The sequence below is a fragment of the Salinicola sp. MH3R3-1 genome, assembly GCF_001937155.1.
GTDB classification, from domain to species: Bacteria; Pseudomonadota; Gammaproteobacteria; order Pseudomonadales; family Halomonadaceae; genus Salinicola; species Salinicola halophyticus.
In genome coordinates this window covers 163,805-176,705 of record NZ_MSDP01000007.1, presented here as the reverse complement: position 1 = coordinate 176,705, position 12,901 = coordinate 163,805, and the positions used below count along the sequence as shown (strand labels likewise).

Below are 12,901 nucleotides of genomic sequence, written 5' to 3'. Positions count from 1 at the left end.
CTAGAACTGGACGATGGTACGTGCCCCAGGCCCACAAGGCGTGGCACGTCAAAAGCCTTTATCGAAACCCCTCAGCGATGGAAATCCCTTCGTCATGAATTTCGAACTCGACGACGATCAGTTGGCCTACCGGGAAGCGGCACGTCAGTTTTCCCGACGCGAACTGGCGCCCAACGCCGCCGAATGGGACGCCAACGGCGTCTTTCCCGTGGAAACGTTTCACCGCGCCGGCGAGATGGGCTTCTGCGGGCTCTATATTCCCGAGGCGCACGGTGGCCTGGGGCTGAGCCGGCTCGATGCCACGCTGATCATCGAGGAGCTGGCCAAAGGCTGCACCACCACCACCGCCTTCCTGACCATCCACAATATGGTCAACGGGATTCTCTCCCGCTACGCCACGGACGCCGTGCGCGAGGCCTGGCTGCCGGCCATGATCACCGGCGAGAAGCTGGGCTCCTACTGCCTGACCGAACCCGGCGCCGGTTCCGACGCGGCGGCGCTGCGAACCCGCGCCCGTCGTGATGGCGACAGCGAACAAGACGGCTACGTCATCGATGGCAGCAAGATGTTCATCTCCGGCGCCGGCAGTACCCATCTGCTGGTGGTCATGGCGCGTACCGGCGAGCCGGACAGCGGCGCCGACGGGATTTCCGCTTTCGCGGTACCGGCGGACAGCCCCGGCATCGAGTACGGCAAGCACGAGGAGAAGATGGGCTGGCGCAGCCAACCGACCCGGGCGATCAGCTTCGACGGCGTGCGCGTGCCGGCAGACCATCGCCTGGGGAAAGAAGGCGAAGGCTTCCGGATCGCCATGCAGGCGCTGGACGGCGGGCGCATCAATATCGCCACCTGCTCCGTGGGCACGGCCCAGGCCGCGCTGGAAACCGCGCATCGCTATCTGGAAACGCGGGAACAGTTCGGCAAGCCGCTGGCCAGTTTCCAGGCGCTGCAGTTCAAGCTCGCTGACATGGCCACGCAGCTGGTCGCGGCGCGCCAGATGGTGCGGCTGGCAGCCAGCAAGCTGGACCGCAACGATTCCGACGCCGCGCTCTACTGCGCCATGGCCAAGCGCTTTGCCACCGACGAAGGCTTCACGATCTGCAACGACGCGCTGCAGCTTCACGGCGGCTACGGCTACCTGCGCGACTACCCGCTGGAACGCCACGTTCGCGACTGCCGGGTCCATCAGATACTCGAGGGCACCAACGAAATCATGCGGCTGGTGGTGGCCCGCCGACTGCTGGCGAAGGACGATCTGGAGAACCTGTCATGACGACCGCTCATGAGCCCTCATCTCACAACGACGCCAAACAAACCGGTCTGCGTCTGGAACGTCGCGGCGCGGTGGCGCTGATCACCATCGACAATCCGCCCGCCAATACCTGGCACGAGGCCTCGCTGACGGCGCTGGAACAGCACATCGACGCGCTCAACGCCGACCCCGAGATCCAGGCGCTGGTGATCGTCGGCGCGGGAGAGAAGTTCTTTTCCGCCGGGGCCGATCTCAAGCGCTTCAGCGAGGGCGGCAAGCCCGCCGCGCTGGAGATGGCGACCCGCTTCGGCCGGGCATTCGAAGCGCTGGCCGCCTATCGCGGCGTCAGCATCGCCGCGATCAACGGCTACGCCATGGGCGGCGGACTCGAATGCGCGCTGGCCTGCGATATTCGGGTCATTGAACGCCAGGCACAGCTGGCGCTGCCCGAGGCCAGGGTGGGGCTTTTGCCCTGCGCCGGCGGCACCCAACATCTGCCGTGGCTGGTAGGCGAAGGCTGGGCCAAGCGCATGATTCTGTGCGGCGAGCGCATCGATGCCGAACGCGCGCTCGCCATCGGGCTGGTGGAAGAGGTCGTCGATACCGGCACCGCGCTGGAAACCGCGCTCGCCTTGGCCGCCACCAGCACGCAGCAGAGCCCGGAGGCGCTGGCACGCTGCAAGCGGCTGATCATGAATGCCCGCCACCAGGATCTGCCCAGCGGCTACCGGATGGAGCGTGAACTGTTCCTGGAGCTGTTCGACACCGATGCGCCCACCGAGGGGATCGGCGCCTTCCTCGACAAGCGCGAGCCCCGCTGGCATTCCGACTCGATGCGACGCGGTGAGGGCTCATGACCGACCCGGGCCGATTCGATGCTCTCCATTTGGAGACCTTGGATACCGCCGACGGCCACCGCATCGGCCGGGTGACGCTCGACGCGCCCAGGAGCCTCAACGCGCTGACGCTCGAGATGATCGACGACCTGCAGTCACAGCTCGATGCCTGGGCGACGGATGACGCTATCGCAGCCGTGTGGCTGGAGGGCACCGGCGACAAGGCCTTCTGCGCCGGCGGCGATGTGGTCGCGCTGCATCGTGCCATTGTCGCGGGCGAGACCGATCATGACCCGGCGGCGGCCCAAGGCTTCATCGCACGCTATTTCAGCCACGAATACCGCCTCGATCACACCCTCCACGGCTACCCCAAACCCGTCATCGCCTGGGGCGACGGCATCGTCATGGGCGGCGGTATCGGGCTGTTCGTCGGCGCTTCTCACCGAGTCGTCACACCGCGCTCGATGCTGGCAATGCCGGAGATCACCATCGGACTCTATCCGGACGTCGGCGCCAGCTGGTTTCTGAATCGCTGCCCCGGGCGCAGCGGCCTGTTCCTGGGCCTGACCGGCGCCCGACTCAACGCCAGCGATGCGCTGTTCGTCGGCCTGGCCGACCGCCTGATCGACGATATGCGCCGAGAGGCCGTGATCGAGGATCTGCGCCAGGCCGACTGGGGCGAACCCGCTCGCGCCGTGGGCCACGTTCTGCGGCAACACGCCGATGCCAGTCGCGAACGAGCGCCGAAGCCCGAGGTACAGCCGCGGCTCGATACCCTCGACGCGCTCACCGATGACGATGACGATGAAACGCTGATTCGCCGGGTCATCGATGCCGCCAGCGACGACGACCCGTGGATCGCTCGGGCGGCGAAGAATCTGGCCGCCGGGTCGCCGCTCTCGGCCCGACTGATCCTCCGTCAGCTGTCTCGCTGCCGACGGCTGTCGCTGGCCGAGGTGCTCCGCGAGGAGCTGAATCTCTCGCTCGCCTGCGCCGCCCGGGGGGATCTCGCCGAAGGCGTCAGGGCGCTATTGATCGACAAGGACCGGAATCCCCGATGGCAGCACGTGCACGGTGCCGTGCCCGACGCCGATATCCAGGCCTGCTTCGTTTCCCCGTGGGATTGCGATAGCCATCCACTGCGCGATCTCGTCGATCGGCCTGTCGAGAAGGAACCGACTCATGCAACTGGCTGAACGCACTTTCCTCGTCACCGGCGGCGGCTCCGGGCTGGGCGCCGCCACGGCAAGGATGTTGATCGAGGCCGGCGCCAACGTGGCGCTGGTCGATCAGGACATCGAAGCGGCCCGCAGCCAGGCGGAAACGCTCGGCAAGACGGCACTGGCGCTGCAGGCCGACGTGACCCGCGAAGCCGACGGCGAACGAGCGATCGCCGACACGCTCGAGCGCTTCGGCGCTCTCCACGGCCTGATCAACTGCGCCGGCATCGCGCCGGCAGAGAAGATCCACGGCAAGCGCGGCGTCCACGGACTCGACAGTTTTCGACGTGCGATCGATATCAACCTGATCGGCACCTTCAACATGCTGCGTCTGGCGGTGGCCGCGATGCAGGACCGGGCTTCGAATGACGGCGCCTCTATCGACGACGACGGCGAACGCGGCGTAGTGATCAATACCGCCTCGGTAGCCGCGTTCGAAGGCCAGATCGGCCAGGCGGCCTACGCCGCCTCCAAGGCCGGCGTGGTCGGGCTGACTTTGCCCGCCGCCCGCGAACTGGCGACCTCCGGCATTCGCGTGATGGCGATCGCCCCCGGCATCTTCGATACCGCGATGATGCAGGGCATGCCTGCCGAGGTACGCGACGGCCTCAACGCCAAGGTGCCGTTTCCCAGGCGGATGGGCCACGCCGAGGAGTACGCCTCGCTGGTGCGCCAGATCCTCGAGAACCGGTATCTCAACGGGGAGGTGATTCGGCTCGACGGCGGCATTCGAATGAATGCCAATTGATGCCACGAACTTACAGAGAGAAACGCGATGAAATCCGAAGACCCGATCGTGATTGTCGGTGCCAAACGCACGCCGATGGGCGCTTTCCAGGGCGCGCTCGGCGGCTTGAGCTGCCCGCAGTTAGGCGCGGCGGCGATTCGGGGTGCGCTCGAACACGCCGGGCTGGCGCCGGACGCCATCGACGAAGCGGCCATCGATGAAGTGCTCATGGGTTGCGTGCTGCCGGCAGGTCTCGGTCAGGCGCCGGCACGTCAGGCGGCGCTGGCCGCCGGGCTCGCCGAATCGACGCCCTGCACCACGGTCAACAAGATGTGTGGTTCCGGCATGAAAGCGGCGATGCAGGCGTTCGATGCGCTGCGCCTGGAGAGCGTCACGCATGCCATCGCCGGCGGCATGGAGAGCATGAGCAACGCGCCGTACCTGCTGCCCAAGGCCCGAACCGGCCTGCGCATGGGTCACGCGCAGGTGCTCGATCACATGTTTCTCGACGGGCTCGAGGACGCCTACGAGCCGGGCCGGCTGATGGGCACCTACGCCGAGGATTGCGCCCAGGCCTTCGGCTTCACCCGCGAACGCCAGGATGCCTACGCCATCGATTCGTTGACCCGGGCCAGGCGGGCGATCGATTCCGGCGTGTTCGCCAGCGAAATCGTGGCATTAGAGGCGCCGGCCGGGCGTGGTACGGATCGCGTCGAGCACGACGAACCGCCCTACAAGGCCAACATCGACCGCGTCGGGCAGTTGAAACCGGCCTTCCGCGACGGCGGCACCGTCACCGCCGCCAATTCGAGCTCGATCGCCGACGGCGCCGCGGCGCTGGTATTGATGCGCCAAAGCGAGGCCGAGCGGCTGGGCCTGACGCCGCTGGCGCGGGTGCATGGCCATGTCAGCCACGCCATGCGTCCCGGTGATTTCCCGGTGGCGCCGATCCACGCTATCCGCAAGCTGCACGAACGGCTCGGCTGGTCGCGGGAAGGCGTCGATCTCTATGAGATCAACGAGGCCTTTGCGGTGGTGGCGATGGCAGCCATGCACGAACTCGGGCTCGATCACCAACGAGTCAACGTCCATGGCGGCGCCTGCGCGCTGGGTCACCCTATCGGCGCCTCAGGGGCGCGGATCCTGGTCACGCTGTTGAATGCGCTGACCCATCACGGAATGACGCGGGGCGTGGCAGCCATCTGCATCGGCGGCGGCGAGGCTACGGCCATCGGCATCGAACGGCTCGCCTGAGCCGCACTAATACGACCCCCCTACACGAGCCCCGACATTCAGACGCTCTCTCGGAGATATCGGCATGTCAGCAAGCGAAAACCGCAAGGGCCTTGGGTCCAGGAGCTACGTCAGCGGTACCAGCGATCTGCCCCTGATCGGCATGACCATCGGCGACTGCCTCGATGCGGCCGCCAGCGAATGCCCCGAGCGTGAAGCGCTGGTCAGCTGCCACCAGAATCTGCGCTATACCTATGCCGAGCTGCGCGACGCAGCCGACCGTGTTGCGCGGGCCCTGCTCGCGCTAGGCATCGAACGCGGCGACCGGGTCGGCATCTGGTCACTCAACGGCGCCGAGTGGGCGCTAACCCAGCTGGCAACGGCCAAAATCGGCGCGATCCTGGTCAACCTCAACCCCAGCTATCGCGCCCACGAACTCGAGCATGCGCTGACGCAGTCCGGCCTTTCCGCCCTGGTGCTGCAGGGCGCGTACCGGGTCGGCGGCACCATCAAGTCGCATTACGTCGACATCCTCTGCGAGCTGGCACCGGTACTACGCGATCCGCCGATGAGCGACCAAAGGCCGCTGGCCGGCGCACGCACCCTGACCTGTGACACGCTTCCCCAGCTCAAGCACGTCGTCTGTCTCGACGACGCGTTGGCGACGCCGGGCATGTGGCACTGGTCCGATCTTCACCACCTTGCCGACAGCGTGCCTGCCGAACGCCTCGCCGCGCAGCAGGCCGAGCTGCAGTTCGACGACCCGATCAACATTCAGTACACCTCCGGTACCACCGGCGCCCCCAAGGGCGTCACGCTGACCCACCACAACATTCTCAACAACGGCTACTTCGTCGGCGGCGGGATGAACCTGCAGCCCGGCGAGCGGGTGGTGATTCCGGTACCGCTCTATCACTGTTTCGGCATGGTGATGGGCAATCTGGCGTGTCTTTCCCATCGCGCCACGGCGATCTATCCCAACGACGGTTTCGACCCCGAAGCGACGCTGCGCGCGGTGGAAACCGAGCGCGCCCAGGCGCTCTACGGCGTGCCGACGATGTTCATCGCCGAGCTCGAGCACCCGCGCTTCGGCGATTTCGATCTCTCCAGCCTGCGCACCGGGATCATGGCTGGCTCCAACTGCCCGATCGAAGTGATGAAGCGGGTGATCGAGCGCATGCACATGGAAGACGTCACCATCGCCTATGGCATGACCGAGACCAGCCCGGTGAGCCTGCAGACCCGCCCGGACGCTCCGCTGGCCAAGCGCGTTGCCACCGTCGGCACCATCCATCCGCACCTGGAAGTGAAGATCATCGACCCCGCCAGCGGCCGGATCGTGCCGCGCGGCGTCAGCGGCGAGCTCTGCACCCGTGGCTACAGCGTGATGCTCGGCTACTGGAACAACGATGCGGCCACCCGCCAGTCGATCGACCCGCAGGGCTGGATGCATACCGGGGATCTGGCGATGATGGACGACGACGGCTTCGTGGCGATCACCGGACGCATCAAGGACATGATCATCCGCGGCGGCGAGAACCTGTATCCCCGCGAGATCGAGGAGTTTCTCTACACGCATCCAGGTATTTCCGACGCTCAGGTCTTCGGCGTGCCGGACCCGAAGTACGGCGAGGCGGTGGCAGTCTGGGTGCGGTTGGTGGAGGGGGTCGAACTCGACGAAGAGGCCATCCGTGATTACTGCCGCGATCGCATCGATCACCACAAGATCCCGCGCTATGTCCGCTTCGTCGACGAGTTCCCGATGACCGTCAGCGGCAAGATCCAGAAATTCCGCATGCGCCAGGCGACGAGTGAGGAGCTGGGGTTAGAGTAGCCAGGTCCTGGGGGCGGGGATTAGCCCAGTTTTGGGTCCCTTCTCGTCAGCGGAAGTCTGTTCTCGCCAGACTCTCTAGCAAAAGCTAAAGAAGACTAGTATTTTTTATTAGTTTTCACTATCCATCGCTAGAGTCTTTCAGGAACGTCACATGGACCCGTATGGAAATCCGTTCGCACCTGGTGCCGGTAGCCGTCCACCCGAGCTCGCCGGGCGCGATGCGATTCTACAGGCTGCCAAGATATCTTGTGGCCGCGCAATCAAAGGACGAGCAGCACGTTCGATCATGCTATTAGGCCTCCGAGGCACTGGTAAAACGGTTCTACTAAGCGAGATTGGCCGCATCGCCGAAGCTGAAGGATTCCTTGTTTCCAGAGTCGAAGCCCCTGAAGAAACTAATTTGGCAGGCCTTCTCTACCCCGAGATGCGCAAGGTATCTCGCTCCCTATCAGGCGTCGAAGCAGCCAAACGTCATGCTTCACGTGCTTTGGGCGGGCTGCGTAATTTCGCATCCGTATTCAATATCGAAGTGGCAGGTGTGAACATTGGCGTCGAACCGCCTCCTGAGCCGGGCTTGGCAGAAAGCGGAGACATGCAGCACGACCTGCCAGACCTTTTTGATCAAATCGGTCGAGCTGCCCAAGCTGCGAACAAAGGCTGGGTTCTTCTCATTGACGAAGTCCAATATCTCTCTCAGCAAGATCTCTCCGCCTTGATCGTCGCCCTTCACCGTATATCTCAAGACGGAAGGCCTATCGTTTTTATAGGTGCAGGGCTGCCTCAGGTGGCCCGCCTCGCGGGGGAGGCTAAATCCTATGCAGAAAGGTTATTCAATTATCCTGCAGTTGGTGCACTTGATGAAGAAGCCGCTGCAAAAGCCATCGAAAAGCCGATCCTGGATGAAGAGGCTTCCATTTCTAACGCAGCGCTAGCAGCAATTTTCGATGTGACAAAGGGCTATCCATTCTTCTTGCAGGAACTGGCCTCATTTTCCTGGAACAACGCACTGGGACCCGAAATCAATGAACGCGATGTCCAGGAGTCCTATACGGAAACGATCAGTTCTCTAGACAATGGTTTCTTTAGAGTCCGCCTGGATCGTTTAACCAAAGCAGAGGTGGGTTTCGTCAAGGCGATGGCAACTCTTGGCGACGGCCCGTATCAGGTTGCCGACATCGCTAGAGCCATGAATCGCACACAGAAATCAATCGGACCAGCACGTGCGAGCATCATTTACAAAGGCATGATTTACAGCACCGATCACGGTTATCTTGATTTTACGGTTCCGCTTTTTGCTGATTTCATCCGACGAAAACACATCTCCGAAGACTGATTTCTCAACCTACGTATTTTAGTGAATTCGGCACGCCGAAGCGTCATTGAGATAGGGCCAAACGCAAGGGCTCATCCCCGGTTGACCACCGCCATGGTCAGACGCGACATGCACACCAGCCGGCCGCGTTCGTCCTCGATCCGGATCTCCCACAGCTGGGTGGAGGCGCCAAGGTGCAGCGGCCGGGCGCAGCCCTCGACCCAGCCTTCGCGCATCGCGCGTACGTGGTTGGCATTGATATCGAGCCCGACCGCCATCTTGTTCGGGTCGGCCAGGCAGAGATTGGCGGCGATGCTGCCGAGCGTCTCCGCCAGCACCACCGAGCCGCCGCCGTGGAGCAGGCCGTAGGGTTGGCGGGTTCTTTCATCCACGGGCATGCGCCCGCGCAGGCAGTCTTCGCCCAGCTCGGTGAATTCGATACCGACATGGCTGACCAGGGTGTTCCGGCACTCGGCGGTGAGCGCTTCCAGTGATGACTCACGTTTCCAGATGGGCATGGTAAAACCTCGAGAGTAGTAACAAATCGCGAGCTCGACGCGTCGATCAAAGCCTCGGCTTGGAGGAGCCAACAGGAGTCAGGGAACGGAATCTGGCCATTGTCTGGCACCGTGAAGCAGCCGCAGGACGAGCACGGCATCCCGCTGGACACGGTAGGCGGCGATATAGCGGGTGCCGTCAATCACCACCTCACGAGTGCCTGCCAGGCGCCCTTCACGGCCACTATCAGGGTGATCGATCAGACGATTCAATGCCGCCTCGATCCTCTCGTCGGTGTCGACGGCTGCCTGTGGGTTACGAACTACCAGATAATCGAAGATAGCTTCGCGGTCCTCGAGCGCCAGCGGGTGCCAAGCCAACTTCACGTATCATTCTCGAGCAAACGTCGGGCTTCGGCGCGGCGCTGAGCGAAACGTGCCTGCACGGTTCGATCGTCGACTGGCTGGCGGTCGTCGTCCAGCGCCGCCTGAACCTGCCTCCTAAACCACGCATCGTGAGACCGTGCTTGCTGCGCCTGATGTTGGCGCTCGGCAGCATCCGGTCGACGCACTCTGGTGTCGTCCGTTCGCTCCGGTTCCCAATGGGAGGTATCCACTTCGAAACGACGCGCGCCGATCTTGTGCATGACAGCCACCGCCTTGCCCGCATCGCGAAACGCTCGCCGCTTCTTGTCGCGGGTGGTTCCCAGTATCAAAGACTCCCCTTCCCGCGATCGAGCCGTGATGAAAAAAGCCCCACCGCTGGCGCTGATGGCCACGGAAACCAGGCCGCCAGCATGAAAGGCGGTTCGGAACTGGTCCAAGCTCAATGTCTGAGACATCAGTGGTGCGCTCCGCATTAACGTTAATGGTTAATCGTCACGCAAATAACGAATAAACTCAAATCTTGATATTGATCCTGCGCTAAAACCCTATAACCGTGTCTGGGTCCTAGACCATGGTCGAGGGGCTCTAGCCGCCTTCGCCTATTGACGTTAACGTCAACGTACCAAGACACATACACCAAGACGTAGAAGCGGTATCGGACAGCGAGGATTCCACCATGCACGCCCCCTATACCGAGCTCGATTTCGGGCTCGCCGACGAGCTCAACATGCTGCGCGAGCAGGTCAACGCCTTCGCCCGCGACGAGATCGCCCCGCGTGCGGCCCAGATCGACCACGACAACGTCTTCCCGGCCGATCTATGGCGGAAGTTCGGCGACATGGGCCTGCTCGGCATCACCGTGGCCGAAGAAGACGGCGGCAGCGGCATGGGCTATCTCGCCCACTGCATCGCGATGGAGGAGATCTCCCGGGCCAGCGCGTCGGTGGGTCTTTCCTACGGTGCCCACGCCAATCTCTGCGTCAACCAGATCAAGCTCAACGGCAGCGCAGAGCAGAAGGCCAAATATCTGCCTCGGCTGATCAGCGGCGAGCATGTCGGCGCCCTGGCGATGTCCGAGCCCGGCGCCGGGTCGGACGTGGTCTCGATGAGCCTGCGCGCCGACAGGCAAGGCGATCACTACGTGCTCAACGGCAACAAGATGTGGATCACCAACGGCCCCGACGCCGACGTGCTGGTGGTCTACGCCAAGACCGACCCGGAGGCCGGCGCCAAGGGCATCAGCGCCTTCATCGTCGAGAAGGGGTACGCCGGTTTCTCCACCGCCCAAAAGCTCGACAAGCTGGGCATGCGCGGCTCCAACACCTGCGAGCTGGTGTTCGAGGATTGCCAGGTGCCGGCGGAAAACGTGCTGGGCGAAGAGAACCGCGGCGTCAAAGTACTGATGAGCGGGCTGGACTACGAGCGCACCGTGCTCGCCGCCGGGCCTGTCGGCATCATGCAGGCCTGCCTGGACGTGGTGGTGCCCTACGTCCATGAGCGCAAGCAGTTCGGCCAGCCCATCGGCGAGTTCCAGTTGGTGCAGGGCAAGCTGGCCGACATGCACACCACGCTCAACGCCTGCCGCGCCTATCTCTACGCGGTGGCCGGCGCCTGCGACCGTGGCCGCGCCACCCGCAAGGACGCCGCCGGGGTGATTCTCTACTGCGCCGAAAAAGCGACCCAGATGGCGCTGGATGCGATCCAACTGCTCGGTGGCAACGGCTATATCAACGAATACCCCACCGGGCGACTGCTGCGCGATGCCAAGCTCTACGAGATCGGCGCGGGTACCAGCGAGATTCGGCGGATGTTGATCGGGCGTGAACTGTTCTCTGAATCGGCATAAATCAGCATCGAGCTGCGGGCTTCGAGCCTCGAACTGCTCATAGCTCGTAGCTCGTAGCTCGTAGCTCGTAGCTCGCAAGAGGATTTCCATGGCCATACTGAGTAGCCAGATCAACCCGCGTACGGAAGCGTTCCAGGCCAACGAGGCGGCTCTGCGGGGCGAAGTCGACAAGCTCCACGCGCTGACCGCCAGCATCGCCCGGGGCGGCGGCGACAAGGCCCGCGCGCGGCACGAGTCCCGCGGCAAGCTGTTCGTGCGGGATCGGATCGACCATCTGCTCGACGAGGGCGCGGCGTTTCTCGAGATCGGCGCGCTGGCGGCGCACGAGGTCTACGACTCCCCCGTGCCCGCCGCCGGCGTGGTGGCGGGGATCGGCCGGATCAGCGGCGTGGAGTGCGTGATCGTCGCCAACGACGCCACGGTCAAGGGCGGCACCTACTTCCCGCTGACGGTGAAAAAGCACCTGCGCGCCCAGGAGATCGCCCGCAAGCATCGCCTGCCGTGTGTCTACCTGGTCGACTCCGGCGGCGCCTACCTGCCCGAGCAGGACGAGGTCTTCCCCGACCATGACGATTTCGGCCGCATCTTCTACAACCAGGCCACGCTCTCCGCCGCGGGCATCCCGCAGATCGCGGTGGTGATGGGCTCCTGCACCGCCGGCGGCGCCTACGTGCCGGCAATGGCCGACGAATCGATCATCGTACGCGGCCAGGGCACCATCTTTCTCGGCGGCCCGCCGCTGGTGAAGGCGGCCACCGGCGAGACCATCAGCGCCGAGGATCTGGGCGGTGCCGATGTGCACGCCAAGATCAGCGGTGTGGTCGACCATTACGCCGAAAACGACGCCCACGCGCTGCAGCTCGCCCGCCGCGCCGTTTCCCGTCTCAACTGGCACAAGCGCGGCCAGTTGGCGATGAAAAAACCCGCACCGCCGCGTCTCGACCCGTCGGAGCTTTACGGCATCGTCGGCACCGACCTGCGCAAGCCGTACGACGTGCGCGAGGTGATCGGGCGGCTGGTGGACGATTCCGACTTCGACGAATTCAAGCGCTACTACGGCGACACTCTGGTCACCGGTTTTGCACACTGGTGCGGCCATCCGGTGGGTATCGTCGCCAATAACGGCGTGCTGTTCTCGGAATCCGCCCAGAAAGGCGCGCACTTCATCGAACTCTGTGCCCAGAGACAGATCCCGCTGATCTTTCTGCAGAACATCACCGGCTTCATGGTCGGCTCCCAGTATGAGAAGGAAGGTATCGCCAAGCATGGCGCCAAACTGGTCACCGCCGTGGCCTGCGCCAAGGTGCCCAAGTTCACCGTGCTGATCGGCGGCAGCTTCGGCGCTGGCAACTACGGCATGTGCGGCCGCGCTTACGACCCGAATCTGTTGTTCATGTGGCCCAATGCGCGCATCTCGGTGATGGGCGGCGAGCAGGCCGCCAACGTGCTGGCCCAGGTGAAGCGCGAGCAGTTCGAACGCGACGGCAGCGACTGGCCGGAAGACGAGGAAGCGGCGTTCAAGGCGCCGATTCGCGAACAGTACGAACGCCAGGGCCACCCCTATTACGCCAGCGCTCGGCTGTGGGACGACGGCGTGATCGACCCGCTGCAGACCCGCGACGTGATCGGCCTGGCGCTATCAGCCGCAATGAATGCGGAGATCGAGGAGACGCGCTTCGGCGTGTTCCGCATGTAGGCGCTTCGCGCCCAGCCACGAGCGACGGGCAGCGAGCCACGAGCAGCTCGAAGCCAACATG

12 protein-coding genes are annotated in these 12,901 nt (G+C 64.0%); 9 read left to right on the top strand and 3 right to left on the bottom strand.

What is annotated here, in order from left to right:
• Positions 1-94 precede the first annotated feature (94 nt).
• From BTW08_RS05495 to BTW08_RS05465, 7 genes are all read left to right on the top strand, one after another.
• Positions 95-1,273, top strand: a complete 1,179-nt coding sequence (locus BTW08_RS05495; RefSeq protein WP_075561513.1) for an acyl-CoA dehydrogenase family protein — start codon at positions 95-97, stop codon at positions 1,271-1,273.
• Positions 1,270-2,109 carry an enoyl-CoA hydratase gene (locus BTW08_RS05490; protein ID WP_075561512.1) on the top strand — a complete coding sequence of 280 codons (840 nt, stop codon included), beginning with the start codon at positions 1,270-1,272 and terminating at the stop codon, positions 2,107-2,109. Before BTW08_RS05495 ends, BTW08_RS05490 begins: the two co-directional genes overlap by 4 nt.
• Positions 2,106-3,284 (top strand): enoyl-CoA hydratase/isomerase family protein, encoded by a 1,179-nt coding sequence (locus BTW08_RS05485; protein WP_075561511.1) that lies wholly within the window; start codon positions 2,106-2,108, stop codon positions 3,282-3,284. Before BTW08_RS05490 ends, BTW08_RS05485 begins: the two co-directional genes overlap by 4 nt.
• A complete protein-coding gene (locus tag BTW08_RS05480; RefSeq protein WP_075561510.1) occupies positions 3,271-4,056 on the top strand; it encodes an SDR family NAD(P)-dependent oxidoreductase in 786 nt (261 codons plus the stop codon). The genes BTW08_RS05485 and BTW08_RS05480 overlap by 14 nt, the downstream gene beginning before the upstream one ends.
• A gap of 27 nt (positions 4,057-4,083) precedes the next feature.
• Positions 4,084-5,289: an acetyl-CoA C-acyltransferase gene (locus BTW08_RS05475; RefSeq protein ID WP_075561509.1), complete on the top strand. Its 1,206-nt coding sequence runs from the start codon at positions 4,084-4,086 to the stop codon at positions 5,287-5,289.
• Between the two features lie 64 nt (positions 5,290-5,353).
• Positions 5,354-7,102, top strand: a complete 1,749-nt coding sequence (locus tag BTW08_RS05470; protein WP_075561508.1) for an AMP-binding protein — start codon at positions 5,354-5,356, stop codon at positions 7,100-7,102.
• Between the two features lie 151 nt (positions 7,103-7,253).
• Positions 7,254-8,435: an ATP-binding protein gene (locus BTW08_RS05465; RefSeq protein WP_075561507.1), complete on the top strand. Its 1,182-nt coding sequence runs from the start codon at positions 7,254-7,256 to the stop codon at positions 8,433-8,435.
• 71 nt (positions 8,436-8,506) lie between these two features.
• On the opposite strand, the gene BTW08_RS05460 is transcribed toward BTW08_RS05465, so the two are convergent.
• From BTW08_RS05460 to BTW08_RS05450, 3 genes are all read right to left on the bottom strand, one after another.
• Positions 8,507-8,932 (bottom strand): hotdog fold thioesterase, encoded by a 426-nt coding sequence (locus BTW08_RS05460; RefSeq protein ID WP_075561506.1) that lies wholly within the window; start codon positions 8,930-8,932, stop codon positions 8,507-8,509.
• A 78-nt stretch (positions 8,933-9,010) separates the two neighbouring features.
• Positions 9,011-9,298: a type II toxin-antitoxin system RelE/ParE family toxin gene (locus BTW08_RS05455; protein ID WP_075561505.1), complete on the bottom strand. Its 288-nt coding sequence runs from the start codon at positions 9,296-9,298 to the stop codon at positions 9,011-9,013.
• Complete coding sequence (locus BTW08_RS05450; RefSeq protein ID WP_075561504.1) at positions 9,295-9,753, bottom strand: hypothetical protein; 459 nt, start codon at positions 9,751-9,753, stop codon at positions 9,295-9,297. Before BTW08_RS05450 ends, BTW08_RS05455 begins: the two co-directional genes overlap by 4 nt.
• Positions 9,754-9,974: 221 nt before the next feature.
• Between BTW08_RS05450 and BTW08_RS05445 the strand changes: the two genes are divergently transcribed.
• Both BTW08_RS05445 and BTW08_RS05440 read left to right on the top strand, forming a co-directional pair.
• Entirely contained in the window at positions 9,975-11,144 is a 1,170-nt protein-coding gene (locus BTW08_RS05445; protein WP_075561503.1) for an isovaleryl-CoA dehydrogenase, read from the top strand.
• An 88-nt stretch (positions 11,145-11,232) separates the two neighbouring features.
• The gene (locus BTW08_RS05440) at positions 11,233-12,840 is read left to right on the top strand and encodes a carboxyl transferase domain-containing protein (RefSeq protein ID WP_075561502.1); all 1,608 of its coding nucleotides are present in this window, start codon (positions 11,233-11,235) and stop codon (positions 12,838-12,840) included.
• Positions 12,841-12,901: the final 61 nt, after the last annotated feature.

Excerpts from the sequence above, each read along its gene's own strand:
- BTW08_RS05465 (WP_075561507.1), top strand. The coding sequence starts at position 7,254 with ATGGACCCGTATGGAAATCCGTTCGCACCTGGTGCCGGTAGCCGTCCA.
- BTW08_RS05495 (WP_075561513.1), top strand. The coding sequence starts at position 95 with ATGAATTTCGAACTCGACGACGATCAGTTGGCCTACCGGGAAGCGGCA.
- BTW08_RS05470 (WP_075561508.1), top strand. The coding sequence starts at position 5,354 with ATGTCAGCAAGCGAAAACCGCAAGGGCCTTGGGTCCAGGAGCTACGTC.
- BTW08_RS05445 (WP_075561503.1), top strand. The coding sequence starts at position 9,975 with ATGCACGCCCCCTATACCGAGCTCGATTTCGGGCTCGCCGACGAGCTC.
- BTW08_RS05450 (WP_075561504.1), bottom strand. The coding sequence starts at position 9,753 with ATGTCTCAGACATTGAGCTTGGACCAGTTCCGAACCGCCTTTCATGCT.
- BTW08_RS05440 (WP_075561502.1), top strand. The coding sequence starts at position 11,233 with ATGGCCATACTGAGTAGCCAGATCAACCCGCGTACGGAAGCGTTCCAG.
- BTW08_RS05475 (WP_075561509.1), top strand. The coding sequence starts at position 4,084 with ATGAAATCCGAAGACCCGATCGTGATTGTCGGTGCCAAACGCACGCCG.
- BTW08_RS05460 (WP_075561506.1), bottom strand. The coding sequence starts at position 8,932 with ATGCCCATCTGGAAACGTGAGTCATCACTGGAAGCGCTCACCGCCGAG.
- BTW08_RS05490 (WP_075561512.1), top strand. The coding sequence starts at position 1,270 with ATGACGACCGCTCATGAGCCCTCATCTCACAACGACGCCAAACAAACC.
- BTW08_RS05485 (WP_075561511.1), top strand. The coding sequence starts at position 2,106 with ATGACCGACCCGGGCCGATTCGATGCTCTCCATTTGGAGACCTTGGAT.
- BTW08_RS05480 (WP_075561510.1), top strand. The coding sequence starts at position 3,271 with ATGCAACTGGCTGAACGCACTTTCCTCGTCACCGGCGGCGGCTCCGGG.